Here is a 14,217-nt window from a genome sequence, read left to right on the forward strand (position 1 = left end):
GGGATAGGCCGTCGCTGTTGTTGCGGCTGGAGCCGCGTGGCCTGCCACCGGTTTTTCGTCGGCGATGGTGCCGAGCACGGCGCCCACCGGCGCTTCCTGCCCCTCGGTGAAGTAGATATCGGCCAGCCAGCCATCTCGATCCGCCTCGATTTCGGTCGCCGCCTTGGCCGTCTCGACGGTGACGATGAGATCGCCGGCCTTGACCGGGTCACCGGATTTGGCCGCCCAGGCAATCACCAGCACGGCTTCCATATACTCGCCGCCGGCGCTGTCGATGCTGATCGGATGGGTTGCCATCTGCCGCCTCCGTCACTTCAAGGTCTTCAGCGCGGCAGCGCGGATCTTCTCGGCGCTCGGCAGCATCGCCGTTTCGAGAGGCTCGGAATAGGGGATCGGCATGTCCGGCAACGTCACGCGCGCGACCGGAGCGTCGAGTTCGTCGAAGGCATGGTCCATGATCGTTGCCGAAAGTTCGGCGGCGTAGCCGCAGAAGCGCCAGCCCTCGTTGACCACCACCGCGTGGTGCGTCTTCGCGATCGAGGCGACGATGGCGTCGACGTCAAGGGGGCGCAGCGACCGGAGATCGATGATTTCCGCCGAAACGCCGTCCGCGGCCAGCAGATCGGCCGCCTTTGTCGCTTCAACCACCATCTTGGAAGTGGCGAAGATCGAGATGTCGCTGCCCTCGCGCACGGTTGCCGCCTTGCCAAGCGGCACGATCACGTCGCCCTCCGGAACCTCGCCGCGAATGTTGTAGAGCAGCTTGTGCTCGAGGAAGACGACCGGTTGGCTGTCGCGGATGGCGGCCTTCAGCATGCCCTTGGCGTCGGCCGGCGTCGCAGGCGCGACGACCTTGATGCCGGGAATATGGGCGACCATGGAATCGAGCGCCTTGGAGTGCTGCGCGCCGGCGCCGGCACCGCCGCCGCCCTGGGTGCGCAGCACGAAAGGCATCTTCACCTGGCCGTTCCAGACATAGTTGTAGATTGAGGCCTGATTGACCAGCGCATCGAGCGTCAGCGGCATGAAATCCGCATACATGATTTCAAGCACTGGCCGGGTGCCGGTCATGGCGGCGGTCACCGCCATGGCGGTCAGCGCCTGTTCCGAGATCGGCGTGTCGCGCACCCGCCTTTCGCCGAACTCCTCCATCAGCCCCTTCGTCACCTTGAACACGCCGCCGTAGCGGCCGATGTCCTCGCCGAAGAGGAAAACGGAAGGATCGGCCTGCATCTCCTCGCGCAGCGCGGCGTTGAGCGCCTCGGCGTATCGCATCATCGCCATGTCAGTGCGTCTCGCTGTAGGGATTGCAGGCTTCGTCCACCAGGAACTCCGGCATCGGGTCAGAAAGGGCGACCTCGAACGCTTCATCCGTCTCGGCCTTGGCCGCGGCCTCGATATCGGCGAGCCGTGCCTCGCCGACATCGCCCAGCAAAGCCTTGCGGGAGATGATCAGCGGGTCGCGCGCTTTCCAGGCAGCGATATCGTCGGGCTTTTGGTAGCCGCCCATGTCGGATGTGGAGAAACCCTCGACGCGGTAGGTCTTGCATTCGACCATGCCGGGACCTTCGCCACGTCTCGCTCTTTCTGCCATCGCCGACACGGCGCGATAAACGGCGACCGCGTCGTTGCCGTCGACGATCTTGGCCGGCATCGCGTAGCCGGCGGCGCGGATCGATAGATCCGCGACCGGAGACTGGACATCGGAGGGAACGGTCAGGCCGAACTGGTTGTGCTCGAGCACGAACACGACCGGCAACTTCCAGAGCCCGGCCATGTTCATCGCCTCATGGCATATGCCCGTCTGCGCGGCGCCGTCGCCGAAGACGCACATGGCGACATTGCCCGTGCCGAGGATCTGCATCGACAGCGCCATGCCGGCAGCGGCGGGGATACCGGCTCCGACGATCGCGTTGCCGCCAATCACGCCCTTTTCGGCATCGGCCACCAGCATATGGCCGGCACGTCCGCCGCAGGCGCCCGTTGCCCTGCCGAATATCTCGGCCACGACCGGCCGCATGGCCATGCCCTTGCCGATGTAGACGGCATGGCCGCGATGGGTGGTGGCAACCTTGTCGCCGGCTTCCAGAGCGGCAGTGGCCGCAACGCCCACAGCCTCCTGGCCGTCGCATCGATGGATAGGGCCACGCGTTCGCCCTTCCTTATGAAGCGCCCCCAGCCTCTCCTCGAGGTGCCGCACCAGCAGCATCCGACGATAAATCTCCAAATGCTGTTCGACGGACGGAGTGTTCTTCACGGGCTATCCCCAGTTGTGCGCCGAATTAAATACAAAAGTGTCGACACTTTGCAAGCGCTTCTGCAGGGCGGTGCGAAACAAGTTCGAAAAAGGGGAGGATTCAGGCGGCTGGCGGGATGGAACGAAGGGCGGAGAGCATCTCGTCGAGGTCGGCGCAAGGGAGGCAGCCGAGGTCGGCAATATCCTTGGTCACGTCGACCGGCAGGCCTGAATTCGAATCCTTCGGCACCTCGTTCAGTCGTCCGCCGACCAGCACGGGCAAGGAAAGTCCGCGCACCGCCATCGCGGCCTTCACAGCCTGCGCGTAGCGCAGCGCGACGCCATTGTAGGTGCTGACCGCGATGGCGTCCGCACCGGTTTCGGCGGCACGGGCGACGAGCGCTTCCGGGTCGACGGCGACGCCGGCGTCGACGATGGCGATGCCGAGACCTTCGAGCGCCTGTTCGACGAGATATTTGCCGTGCTCGTGAACATCCGTGGTGCCGATGCAGATAGTGAGATTTCTCGCCGCCTCCATCCGCTTCTGGGCCGCCGCCCAGCTTGCCGCCTTGTGGTTGAGCTCTCGCGCCCATTCGGCGTGGATCAGCGGCACACGCCCGCGCGGACCTGTCGCACCTGGGCCGAAAAGGGCTTCCAGGCGTTTCGGACCGATGCGGCGGATGGCCAGCATCAGCGCCGCAGGGTCATCCACATCGACCCCTCGCTCGGCGAGACCGGCGAGAGCGGCATCGGCAAAGCGTCGACCGCCTTCGACGAGCGTGTCGGCCATCGCCTCGGTCTTGGCCCAATCGAAGACCGGATCGTAGAAAGGCGCGTGCAGCGTCAGCCTGTGGGCGAATGTCTGCGCGTCGATGATCTCGTCGACGTCGGGAATGCGCTGGTTCTCCGTCACCGGCACGGGATTGATCGCGTGGCCCGAAGGCCAGCGCCCCATGGCGAGTATGTCGGCCATCAGGTAGCTCGCCAGGCTGGCGTAATTGCCCGCGGGGGTCGACTGGTAGGAGACGGTGTTGCCGAAGATCATGGTGCCCGGCGTGTCGGTGACCCGCACGAGCGCCGCGTGGAAGGCGGTGCGCGAAAGCGGGTCGCTGAAGTGATGGCCGTAGCAATGGGCAAGGTGCGCGCCGATCAGCTTCTCGACGATATGCTTCTCCACCAGCACCATGCCGAGCGCGCAGGCCATGTCGATGAAAAGTCCGGCGAATCCGTCGTCGAGATTCGAATGGACCAGGATCTCCGCGTCCTGCGCCGCGATCAGCCCGAGCGCGGTCACGGTCGCCTCTGTTGTCGCCACGTCGTCGTCCCAGTAGGGCAGGCGGAAGGTGAAATACTGTCCGAGATTGCCGATGGCCGTTGCTCCGGCCGTGATCGCGGCACGCGTGTTTTCGACGGCGCCCGGCAGGCCGAGCATGAAGTCTCCGAAATGCGCGGCCGCGGAGGCAGCATTGGTGATGCGCGCGAAATCCTCCGGACCGGTCAGCACGATGCCTGTGCCGCGCGCGGCCTTGGCGCGCATGGCCTGCGGATAACCCATCGACCAGTCCAGCGTGATGCCGAAACGATCGACCGTGACCCCTGCCTTGCGGCATTGCTCATGCACTTCGCCGATCGCCGCGATGGTGCGGTCGACGCTGCGGAAGCCGATGTGGGCATGCTGCATGACGCGACTTTCCGCCACCGCCTTGCGTTTCCACGCGGCTTCGGAAGGCATTCCCGTTTCGATGAGGAAACGGCAGCTCCCAAGCCGCCAGTCGCGCGCCATGGTTCGCCCCTCGGCGAGCAGGTCCCGGCCCGGCTTGAGACGCGGATCGGTGAGGACGGGGACGATGTCGGCGGTCATGATGTCTGCTGTTCGGCTTCGGTGATGAAACGGTGGATGACGGCGGCAATGCCTTCCGGCCTGGCGAGGGGATGGAAATGCGCGCCGTCGACGGATGCGTATCGGGCGCCCGGTATCGCGGCGGCAATGGCTTGCGTCAGTTCAGGCGGAGTCAGCACGTCGCCCGTGGCGGCGATCACCTGCACCGGAACGGCAATCCCCGCGAGGTCATCGAGGCAATCGTGATCGAGCAGCATGCGCAGGCGCGACGCGGCGACGTTCAATGGGGCAAGGGTCCGCGAGGCGGTGGCGACCGCCGCCTCGAGTTCGGCGGCATGCATGGCTAGGTAGGAAGCTTCGTGGCAGAGCACATGGGTAAGGCGCTGGTAGGTCTCAGCCATGCCTGCCTCGAGCAGTTCGGCACGTGCGGTGAAGACGGTGCGGAAGCGTGTGTCGGCCCGCGCCCAGGAACTGCTGATCGTGTAGCTCAGCCCGAGATCCGCATGGTCGAGGGCAAGTCTCTGGGCGATGGCGCCGCCTGTGGAATGCCCGACGATATGGGCCGGCCCGCCCGTCTGCGCCAGCAGGCCCGCGACATCGCCGGCGATGAGTGGAACGGAGTAGGGGCCGTCGGGGCGGTCGCTGCGGCCCGCGCCGCGATGATCGATGACTATGAGGCGATAGTCGGCCTCAAGCAGGCGCACGACGCCGGACCAGAATCGTCCGTCGCCGCCGAGTCCCGGGATGAGGACGAGGCGCGGCCCCTTCGCCCCGAACGTTTCGTAGTGGATGCGGCAGCCATCGGCGGCGACGAAGAAGGCCATCAGCGGCGGCCTCCCTTCCCGGGCGGGTCGATGTCGAGCAGATCGCGCAGCGCGGCGACGAGACTCAGCGCGGTCAGTGCCGAAGTCTTCGGATTGACGGGCGAGGGCGCGTTGACCATGTTGAAGAAGGCGGTGCCGGCAGCGCTCTCGGCCTCGATTTCATGGCTGTTGCCGATCGCCTTCGGGTCGGCGATCACCCGCACGGTGACCTTTTCGTCGCCTACGGCCAGCGCCACGGCGAAGGCCGCGTTGAGGTTCTTCGGATAGGCGGATGCCGCGTCCGCGGGGGTGCCCTCGAAGAGCGTCACGGCATCGCGCTCGGCCGATAGACCAAGCGCGGCGATCTCGGCTTCCCAGGCCGCCGGCGGCTTGCGCGAGGTATAGCGCACCCGCGCGTCGGGAAGGGCCGCTATGGCGCGCAGATAATCGAGGCCGCCCAGCGCTCCCGCCGGCAGGATAAAGCGCGCGCCGCCGCTGCGGCCGGCGGCGGTGATCCGGGCGCGAAGCGTGGCATCGGCAAGCGCGCCGACCGATGCCACGACGGTTGGTATTCCGGCCTCCAGCAAGGCAGGTATGTAGGTCGCCACTGCCCCCTGGCCCGCTGCTTCGACCACAGCCCGCGGCTTTGCCTCGATCAGTCGCTCGACCCTGGTGACCGCGCTGACATTCGCCGGCAGTTCGGGACTGGCGCCTTCGCGCAGCAACACCAGCCAATCGACCGCGTCCGGCGGAAAGGCCGAGACGATGTCACGCGCGATCGCGCCGTAGCCGATGAGGCCGAGCGTCGTCATCCGGTGTCTTCAGGAGCCGCGGCTCACGGGATCAAACTTGTCGGTGAGATCGGCGCCGAAGACGGTCCTGCGCTCGATCTCCAGCACGTTTTCCGGGCGTGGGAAGTTGGAGGGCACGCGGTCGCCCGGCTTGCGTGGCTTGCCGATGAGGCGAAAAAAGTCTTCGAGCCCGTTGGGCACGATCAGCCAGAGCCAGCGAAGCTGCGTTTCACCATCGTTGATGAACATGTGCCTGACATTCTTCGGCAGGAACACCACGCTGTCGGGGCCCAGGGGATATTCCTTGCCGTCGACGACGGCACGGCCGTGGCCTTCGATGATATAGACGGCCTCCTCATTACGCTCATGCGTGTGCTCGCGCACATAGCCGCCAGGCGCCACCGATTGTGTGCCAAGCGCGAACGGGTGCTCCATGCCGACGATATGAGGCGCCAGCGCCACGTCGATATGGCCGTTCGCCGGCACCGGCTGCCAGTAGCTTTCACGCGTTTCGAGCCCGGAGATATGAATGCCGGATGGAGCTGGCGGAAGGTGAGTATCATCCATGGCTCTGCCTCTCGAAAAGCGCTTGAGATTATCGTGCGGGTGCATGCCGCTCACCAACGGAGCGTATAATGCAAAAAGTGTCGACACAATAGTAGACAGATTTAATTTCCCGCACCTATAGTGGCGCCGCGATGACAGTCTGGGGGACCGCCAATGGGCGAATTCGATGTTCTGGTTATCGGTTCCGGTTCGGCGGCCTGCTCGGCGGCATTGAGGGCGGCCAAGGGCGGCCTCAATGTGCTGGTTATCGAAAAGAGCGAATGGCTTGGCGGCACCTCGGCCATGTCCGGCGCGGGGGTCTGGATACCCGCCAATCACCTGGCAGCGGCTGCCGGCGTCGCCGACAGCCGGGACGACGCGCTGACCTATCTGCGCGCGGTGTCTCCGCGGGATTGGGCGCGAAAGGAAGATGCGCTCTGGAGCGCCTTCGCCAGGGCGGCTCCCGATATGCTGCGTTTCCTTTCTGGCAACACGCCTCTCGACTTCCGCCTGGTCAACGAGCCGGATCCCTTCGCCGAGGCGCCCGGCGGCAAGCTTTTCGGCCGCATGCTCTCGCCGAGGCCGCTCAGCCGCCGCATCCTGGGCAAGTTTGCGCCGCGCCTGCGCCGCTCCACCCTGCCGCACAGCTTCAGCTACCAGGAAATCGTCGATCACGACCTCTATCACCACCCTATCCGCGCCGGCCTCAGGCTCTGGCCGAAGCTGCTTTGGCGGCGGCTGACGAATGCCGGCGGGCAGGGCACGGCCCTCATGACCGGGCTCATCAAGGGTTGCCTGGATGCGGGTGTCGCCTTCCACTTGGAAACGCGCGCCGTGGGCCTGCTTCAGGATTCGGACTCGCGCGTGATCGGCGCCGAGGTGGAGCGCGAGGGCCGGCGGACGAAACTTCTTGCCCGGCGCGGCGTGATCATCGCGACGGGAGGATTCGAATGGGATGCCGAGATGCGGGCGCGGCATTTTCCCGGCGCGCTCGATCGTATCGGCAGCCCTCCCACCAATGAGGGCGACGGCCAGAAGCTTGCCGCTTCCGTCGGCGCGGAGCTGGACCGCATGGACCAGGCGAACGTCTATCCCTGCCTGCCGACGCTCTACCAGGGCAAGCCGCATGGCCTGCCCATGACCTTTCAGGCCGAGCCGCATTCGATCGTCGTCAACCGCGACGGCAGACGCTTTGTCAGCGAGAACGATTTCAACATCGGCGAGGCGATCGACGCGCGCGGAGCGGACGGCGCCCCGGTGAACCTGCCCTGCTATCTCGTCGGCGATCATCGCTTCCTGAGGACGTCTCTGCCCTTCCGCTGGTATGCGTCTTACGAACGCCAGTGGATCAAGAAGTCGGACACGATCGGCGGCCTCGCCGCAAAGCTGGGATTACCGGCATCGGCTCTCGAAGAGACGATCGCCCGATGGAACGGCTTTTGCTCCAAGGGGCGCGACGAGGATTTCCGCCGCGGTGAGAACGGCTGGGAGGACTACAAGGCGCATGGCCCTGAAAATCGGCTGAAGCCGATCGACAAGCCGCCCTATGTCGGCATGACGCTCAATCGTTCGATCCTGGGCACCAAGGGCGGCGCCCGCACCAACGAGCGGGCGCAGGTCCTCAGGCCGGACGGTTCGATCATCCCCGGCCTGTACGCAGCCGGCCTTGCCATGGCCAACCCGATCGGCACCCGCGCGGTTGGAGCCGGCACGACGCTTGGCCCCAATCTGACCTGGGGTTTCATCGCCGCCGAAACCATCCTTCACCAGAACCGGTGAGTTTTCTGGGGTGAATGCGCATCGTCACTCGAACGTCCTCGAGATCGAGGATCACCGTGTCGGCGCCGCTGCTGTCGGCCTTTGCAAATTTCTCCGGCCGTGATCCCAGCGCAAACAGCGGCGGGACGGGCGTGACGAAGCTCACCATTGCACCGTGGCCTTCACCGTCACCTGTCCGTCCGACGAGCGAACTTCCATTTCCATCTCGCCTTTTCCGCGGGCCGTTCCGCTGAGCAGCAGGGTCTGCGGGCCGATCGCCGGGCGGACTCCGCGAAACGAGAATTGGCGCGGCGCGAGTCCGGCGACGACGGCAGCGAAGTTCATGAGCAGCGTCGCTTGCAGCGGGGCGTGGATGACGAGCCCGGGATAGTGCTCGACGCCCGTGGCGTAAGGCGCATCGTAGTGGATGCGATGCCCGTTGAACGTCAGCGCGGAATAACGGAAAAGCAGCACCGGATCGACGTCGACTGTCCGCTCGTGCGACGTGGCCGACCTGGGCCCGGCAGGCTGAGCCGGGGCCTGTGGCGCGCCAGTCTCCGGCTCGCGATAGACGATGATCTGGTCCTCTTCGACCACCGGACCGGCGGCGTTGGCGATCTCGTGGCGCACCGTGACAAAAGCGAGCCTGCCGGAACGGCCCTGTTTTTCCTCGATCGCGCGCACCATCGAGCGGCGGCGGATCGCGTCACCGGGGCGGACCGGCGCCAGGAACCGCACGTCGCTGCCTGCCCACATGCGGCGCGGAAGCGGCACGGGCGGCAAGAATCCACCTTTGGCCGGGTGCCCGTCTGGACCCAGTTCGCGCGCGTCCGCGATGTCGGGGGTCAGGCACCAGTGCAGGCCGGGGGGAGTCTCGTCGAGCCGCGCCGCATGCGCTCCGAGTGTGGCTTCGAAGCTGGCGATGACGCGCGGGGTGACGATGTCCTCGGCCTCCCACGACCGCCCGATCCATTCCTGCAATACGATGTTGTTCGATCCCAAGGCTCCGACTCCGCTTCAAGTCTCGAATTCCGCGCGGATGCGATCGGTATCGGCTCCGAGCCCCGGAACGGTCGGCGGCGTCTCGAACGCAGCGGACCGCACCGAGGGTTTCGGGACCGTGACCCTCTTGCCGCCGGGCAGCGCGACCTCGATCCGGCGCAGTGCTTTGTGCAGCGGAAGATCGCGCACCTCGCTCACCCGTCCCCAGGCGTTCTGGGCCTGATCGAGCCGCCCGATCGCTTCGTTTGAATCGATCGCAGCGAAAATCGGCTCGACTTCGGCATCGAGCGCTTCGCGGTTGGCGACGCGCTGGGCGTTGGTCGCGAAGCGTTGGTCATTGGCGAGATCCGGCCGCCGCAGGACCGCCGAGCAAAAGCGCTTCCATTCGCTGTTTTGCTGGACGGAGACGACCACGGCCGCGCCATCGCAGCAGGCATAGGGCCGGTAGGGATAAATCGAGGCGTGCGCCAAGCCGTAACGGCCCGTCTCGCGGCCGGTATGCTCGTAGTGTAGCAGCGGCACCGCCATCCAGTCGGCCATGCCGTCAAACATGGCTATTTCGATCGCCCGGCCTCGGCCGGTCCTGCCGCGCGCCAGCAACGCCTCGAGGATCGCCGCATGCGCGTTCATTCCTGTTGCGATGTCGGCAGCCGACACGCCGATCTTGCAAGGCGTCTCGGCGGTGCCGGTCACCGCGCAGATACCGCTTTCCGCCTGCACCAGCATGTCGTAGGCCCGCATTGATGCGTAGGGTGTGTCCTGCCCGTAGCCGACGATGTTGACGGCAATCAGCCGGGGAAATTTCTCGCCAATCACGGTGGCGGAAAGGCCTAACCTGTCGATCGCGCCCGGTGCAAGGTTCTGCACGAGGACATCGGCCTGGGCGACCATCCGATGCAGCAGAGCGAGGTCTTTCTCGGCCTTGAGGTCGAGCGCCACGCTCTGCTTGCCGCGGTTCAGCCAGACAAAATAGGCCGACATGCCTTCGACGGTGGAATCGTAGTGGCGCGCGGTCTCACCTTCGGGGCGTTCGATCTTCACGACGCGAGCACCTGCATCGGCGAGGCGGACCGTGCACAAGGGAGCAGCGACCGCCTGCTCGATCGAAACGACGAACAGGCCCTCCAGCGGGCGGGCGGCGTCAGACATTGCGCTGCACCCCAGAACGGGCGAGCACGCCTGGCTTCAGCCGCTCGTTCTTGCCGTAATCTTCAGCCGGGTGGAAGAACAGGCGCGGCGTGTCGTCGATGTCCTCGAGCCTTTTGCGATAGGCCTCCAGATAGGCCTTGCGGCCGTCGTCGCCGACGCGGCCGGGCATGTAGGCGACGAAAGGCGGCAACACATCGAAGCCGGCATAGCGCAGCAGGCCGTTATGGATCGGCCACAACACCGTGAGGATGTCGCCGTCGATGCCGTCGGGCGCATAGGTGTCGGCCGAGGTGCCCGTGGTGGCGGCCACCATGGCGAGCTTTCCCTTGAACATGCCGGTGTCGTATTTGCGGCCCGGCAGATAGGCAAAGCCGCGCGCGAAGACCCGGTCGGCCCAACCCTTGAGCATCGCCGGCATTCCGAACCACCAGACGGGAAACTGCAAGATCACGAAGTCCGCCCGTTTCAGCTTCTCGATCTCGGCATTGATGTCGGCCGCCAGCCGACCCGTCTCATAGGCGGCGGTCTGCTCGCGCTGCAGGCTGAAGAAATCCGGATCGTTGTGCTCGCCGGTCATGTCGCCTGGCCCGGCGACCGGATTGAAGCCAATCGCATAAAGGTCGCTGACCACCACGCTGTGGCCAGCCCGCGTCAGGGTCCCGAAGGCGAGGTCCTTCATGGCGCCGTTGAAGGACTTCGGTTCCGGATGCGCGTAGACGATGAGGACGTTCACAACGACCACTCCTAATAAGAGCGCGGCAGGCCGAGCAGGTGCTCGGCCAGGAACGACAGGATGAGGTTGGTGGAAATCGGCGCGACCTGATAGAGGCGCGTCTCGCGGAACTTGCGCTCGACGTCATATTCCTCGGCGAAGCCGAAGCCGCCATGCGTCTGGATGCAGGCGTTGGCGGCCTCGTTCGAGGCATCAGCCGCCAGCATCTTGGCCATGTTCGCCTCGGCGCCGGGGTTCTTGCCGGCTTCGTAAAGGGCGAGCGCCTCGCGCACCATCAGCTCGGCCGCGCGCATGTTGGCGTAGGCCCTGGCGATCGGAAACTGGATGCCCTGGTTCTGGCCGATCGCCCGACCGAACACATGGCGCTCCCTGGCGTAAGCGCTTGCCTTGTCGATGAACCATTTGGCATCGCCGACGCATTCGGAAGCGATCAGGATCCGCTCGGCATTCATGCCGGAGAGGATATAGCGGAAGCCTTTTCCTTCCTCGCCGATCAGGTTTTCGGCGGGCACGCGCAAATCATCGAAGAAGATCTCCGTGGTGGCATGGTTCATCATGGTGCGAATAGGCCGGATGGTGAGGCCGTTGCCGATGGCCTCGCGCATCTCGACGATGATGACGGAAAGACCGTCGGTCTTCTTCATGCCGTGCGCCAGCGGCGTGGTGCGCGCCAGAAGCAGCATCAGGTCCGAATGCTCGGCGCGGCTGGTCCAGATCTTCTGGCCTTTGACCACGAAATGGTCGCCGTCGAGCCGGGCGGTGGTCTTCAGCGCGCCGGTGTCGGTGCCGCTGGTCGGCTCGGTGACGCCGAAAGCCTGCAGGCGCAACTCGCCGGTGGCGATCTTCGGCAGATAGCGCTGCTTCTGCGCTGCCGAGCCGTGGCGAAGCAACGTGCCCATCGTGTACATCTGCGCATGGCAGGCGCCGCCGTTGCAGCCGGCGCGCTGGATCTCCTCCAGCACCGCGGCGGCGGCCGAAAGCGGCAGGCCGGAGCCGCCATACTCCTCGGGGATAAGGATCGAGAGCCAGCCGGCTTCCGTCAGGGCTTCGACGAATTCGCGGGGGTAGGCCATATCCCTGTCGAGGGCGCGCCAATACTCGCCGGGAAAACGGGCGCAGAGTTTGGCGACGGCTTCGCGAATATCCTGATAGTGTTCCATGGATTGCCGGGCCTTTCGTCTCGCTCCGGCGACCAGTATCACGCCGGCACATCTCGACAGCAACGCAAGGCAGGTGTGATCAGCTATGCCGAAATTGAAACCCTTACGGCGCCGAACCGAGAAGCTGGCCGACCCATACGGCCCGCTCGACAAGATCGCGGGCGGTATCCTCGATCGCCTGGCCGGCAAAGCGCGCCAGCCGCGAGGCCGGCCGGTCGGCCGGATAGGCAAGGATGAGTCGACGCACGGGCACGGGATCGATCAGCGGCGCGGCGGTGAGCAGGCCGGCGGCGACATCGGCATGGATGGGCGCGAGCGGCAGGATCGTCCAGCCATGGCCATTGCGCACGAGGTCCTTCAGCACCGAATAGGTATCCGCCTCGATGCCGACATCGAGCGTGATGCCGGTCTCCGCGGCGCAGCGTTCGACGATGATGCGCAGCCCGTGCTTGACGCTGGGCAGCAACAGCCTTTTGCCGGCGAGCGAGGCGAACGGCACGGCGCGCACGGTCGAGAAGCCGGCATCGGGGGGGCCAATCAGGAACAGGTTCTCCAGGAGCAGCGGGCGGGTGCGAAGCGACCTCGCCATGCGCGGATCGTAGAGCACGGCAACGTCTATTTCGCCCCGATGCAGCCAGTCGAGCAAATAGCCGGTATAGGCGCTGACAAGCCTGAGCTTCGCCTTGGGATGGGCCTTGCCGAAAGCCGCCGCCAGCGGCAGCGAGATGATGTCGGCCACCGTGGGCGGCAAGCCGATGGCGATCTCGCCCGTCAGCGGCGCATCGGCGGGCGTCGCGGTCGCGCGGATCTCGTCGATCTCGGCCAGCACCCGCACGGCGTGAGCCAGCACTTCCTTGCCCTGTTCGGACAGCACCATGCCGCGCCCATGACGCAGGAACAGGGCAAAGCCCAGTTCCTCCTCCAGCATGCGCACCTGGCGGCTCAGCGCCGGCTGCGCGATATGCAGCCGGTCTGCGGCCTTGCTGAGGCTGCCGAGCTCGGCGACGTGGATCAGGGTGCGCAGCTGTGACAGCTCCATAAGCTATCGAATATCATTATATCTGATCACAAGAAAGGGACGAAGATTGTATCGGATGGTTGACGTAGTCTTATGCCAAATCCAATCCTCGGGAGTCCAAGGTGACGGCGAGCAGCCTACACGCGAAAAACCCGGAAGCGGCTGCCTCTGCGGCTCTTCCGGCGGCATCTGAAACGCAGTGGCCGGATCAGGTCTATGACGTGCTGAAGGCCGCCGGCATCAGCCAGATGTCCTATGTGCCGGACGCTGGCCATACCACGCTGATCCGCCGCTTCGGCGCCGATCCCGAGGTCGTCACCAATGTGCTGACAACCGAGGAGGAGGGCATAGCCATTGCCGCGGGCTCCTGGCTCGGCGGCAAACGCAGCGTCGTGCTGATGCAATCCTCCGGCGTCGGCAATTGCATCAACATGCTGTCGCTACCGGTGCAGGCGCGCTTTCCCCTGCTCGTCCTGGTGACGATGCGCGGCGAGTGGGCCGAGTTCAATCCATGGCAGGTGCCGATGGGACAGGCGACCGAAGCTTCACTGAAAGCGATCGGCCTCAGCGTGCTGCGGGCAGAGACCGGCCCCGACCTGGTGGACACCGTGGCGCAGGCGGCCGCGATGGCCTTCGACGCCGACCAGCAGATCGCCGTGCTCATCGGGCAGCGCCTGCTTGGCAAGAAGAAGTGGTGAACGACATGGCATTGCCGACGATGGATCGCCGCGCGGCGGTGAAGAAGCTGCTCGACGCGCGCGACGGCGCCCTGGTGGTGACCGGGCTCGGATCGCCGAGCTATGACGTGCATGCCGCCGGCGACAGGGACGACAATTACTATCTTTGGGGCGCAATGGGCGGCGCGGCATTGGTCGGCCTCGGGCTTGCCCAGGCGCAGCCGCGGAGGCGGGTGATGGTCATCACCGGCGACGGCGAGCAACTCATGGCCTTCGGATCGCTGGCGACGATCTCGGTGGCGCGGCCGAAAAATCTCGACCTGATCATTCTGGACAACCAGCATTTCGGCGAGACCGGCATGCAGTCCAGCCATACCGGCCGCGGCATCGGCTTCGACAGGGTCGCCGCCGCCTGCTGTTTCGCGGAGGTCGCCGAACTGCGCTCGTTGGAGGAGGTCGACGCGCTGTGCGAAAAGCTGCGCCGCCCTGCCGAGGGGCCCCGCC

15 protein-coding genes and 1 pseudogene are annotated in these 14,217 nt (G+C 65.7%); 3 read left to right on the top strand and 13 right to left on the bottom strand.

The features are described 5' to 3' along the window. From EOD07_RS05020 to EOD07_RS05050, 7 genes are all read right to left on the bottom strand, one after another. Positions 1 to 297: biotin/lipoyl-containing protein (locus EOD07_RS05020; protein ID WP_348627733.1), on the bottom strand; the 297-nt coding region annotated here is incomplete at its 3' end. A gap of 12 nt (positions 298 to 309) precedes the next feature. After that, positions 310 to 1,284, bottom strand: a complete 975-nt coding sequence (locus tag EOD07_RS05025; RefSeq protein ID WP_127234202.1) for an alpha-ketoacid dehydrogenase subunit beta — start codon at positions 1,282 to 1,284, stop codon at positions 310 to 312. A gap of 1 nt (position 1,285) precedes the next feature. Continuing rightward, the gene (locus EOD07_RS05030) at positions 1,286 to 2,209 is read right to left on the bottom strand and encodes a thiamine pyrophosphate-dependent dehydrogenase E1 component subunit alpha (protein ID WP_127234203.1); all 924 of its coding nucleotides are present in this window, start codon (positions 2,207 to 2,209) and stop codon (positions 1,286 to 1,288) included. A 148-nt stretch (positions 2,210 to 2,357) separates the two neighbouring features. After that, complete coding sequence (locus tag EOD07_RS05035) at positions 2,358 to 4,097, bottom strand: cobalamin-dependent protein (RefSeq protein WP_127234204.1); 1,740 nt, start codon at positions 4,095 to 4,097, stop codon at positions 2,358 to 2,360. Continuing rightward, positions 4,094 to 4,900, bottom strand: coding sequence for an alpha/beta fold hydrolase (locus tag EOD07_RS05040; protein WP_127234205.1), 807 nt, complete (start codon positions 4,898 to 4,900; stop codon positions 4,094 to 4,096). Before EOD07_RS05040 ends, EOD07_RS05035 begins: the two co-directional genes overlap by 4 nt. Beyond that, entirely contained in the window at positions 4,900 to 5,691 is a 792-nt protein-coding gene (locus EOD07_RS05045) for an aspartate dehydrogenase (RefSeq protein WP_127234206.1), read from the bottom strand. The genes EOD07_RS05040 and EOD07_RS05045 overlap by 1 nt, the downstream gene beginning before the upstream one ends. 9 nt (positions 5,692 to 5,700) lie before the next feature. Further along, positions 5,701 to 6,237 (bottom strand): cupin domain-containing protein, encoded by a 537-nt coding sequence (locus EOD07_RS05050; protein ID WP_127234207.1) that lies wholly within the window; start codon positions 6,235 to 6,237, stop codon positions 5,701 to 5,703. Between the two features lie 153 nt (positions 6,238 to 6,390). Here EOD07_RS05050 and EOD07_RS05055 point away from each other — a divergent pair, with 153 nt between their 5' ends. Then, a complete protein-coding gene (locus tag EOD07_RS05055) occupies positions 6,391 to 7,995 on the top strand; it encodes an FAD-dependent oxidoreductase (RefSeq protein ID WP_127234208.1) in 1,605 nt (534 codons plus the stop codon). Positions 7,996 to 8,029: 34 nt separating this feature from the next. On the opposite strand, the pseudogene EOD07_RS05060 reads toward EOD07_RS05055, so the two are convergent. The 6 genes and pseudogenes from EOD07_RS05060 to EOD07_RS05085 form a co-directional block, all read right to left on the bottom strand. Then, positions 8,030 to 8,143, bottom strand: a pseudogene (locus EOD07_RS05060) (CoA ester lyase); the annotation flags it as partial. Continuing rightward, complete coding sequence (locus EOD07_RS05065) at positions 8,137 to 8,976, bottom strand: MaoC family dehydratase N-terminal domain-containing protein (protein WP_127234209.1); 840 nt, start codon at positions 8,974 to 8,976, stop codon at positions 8,137 to 8,139. The pseudogene EOD07_RS05060 and the gene EOD07_RS05065, both read right to left, overlap by 7 nt. Positions 8,977 to 8,991: 15 nt before the next feature. After that, positions 8,992 to 10,125, bottom strand: coding sequence for a CaiB/BaiF CoA-transferase family protein (locus tag EOD07_RS05070; protein WP_127234210.1), 1,134 nt, complete (start codon positions 10,123 to 10,125; stop codon positions 8,992 to 8,994). Beyond that, positions 10,118 to 10,858 carry an NAD(P)H-dependent oxidoreductase gene (locus EOD07_RS05075; protein WP_127234211.1) on the bottom strand — a complete coding sequence of 247 codons (741 nt, stop codon included), beginning with the start codon at positions 10,856 to 10,858 and terminating at the stop codon, positions 10,118 to 10,120. The genes EOD07_RS05070 and EOD07_RS05075 overlap by 8 nt, the downstream gene beginning before the upstream one ends. An 11-nt stretch (positions 10,859 to 10,869) precedes the next feature. Further along, positions 10,870 to 12,018, bottom strand: coding sequence for an acyl-CoA dehydrogenase family protein (locus EOD07_RS05080; protein WP_127234212.1), 1,149 nt, complete (start codon positions 12,016 to 12,018; stop codon positions 10,870 to 10,872). Between the two features lie 103 nt (positions 12,019 to 12,121). Beyond that, complete coding sequence (locus tag EOD07_RS05085; RefSeq protein WP_041006238.1) at positions 12,122 to 13,057, bottom strand: LysR substrate-binding domain-containing protein; 936 nt, start codon at positions 13,055 to 13,057, stop codon at positions 12,122 to 12,124. A gap of 101 nt (positions 13,058 to 13,158) precedes the next feature. Between EOD07_RS05085 and EOD07_RS05090 the strand changes: the two genes are divergently transcribed. Together EOD07_RS05090 and EOD07_RS05095 are read left to right on the top strand one after the other, a co-directional pair. Next, a complete protein-coding gene (locus EOD07_RS05090; RefSeq protein WP_127234213.1) occupies positions 13,159 to 13,734 on the top strand; it encodes a thiamine pyrophosphate-binding protein in 576 nt (191 codons plus the stop codon). A 5-nt stretch (positions 13,735 to 13,739) separates the two neighbouring features. Next, positions 13,740 to 14,217, top strand: a 478-nt coding sequence (locus EOD07_RS05095; RefSeq protein WP_127234214.1) for a thiamine pyrophosphate-dependent enzyme, incomplete at its 3' end; no start/stop codon positions are given.

The organism is Mesorhizobium sp. M2C.T.Ca.TU.002.02.1.1 (assembly GCF_003997225.1).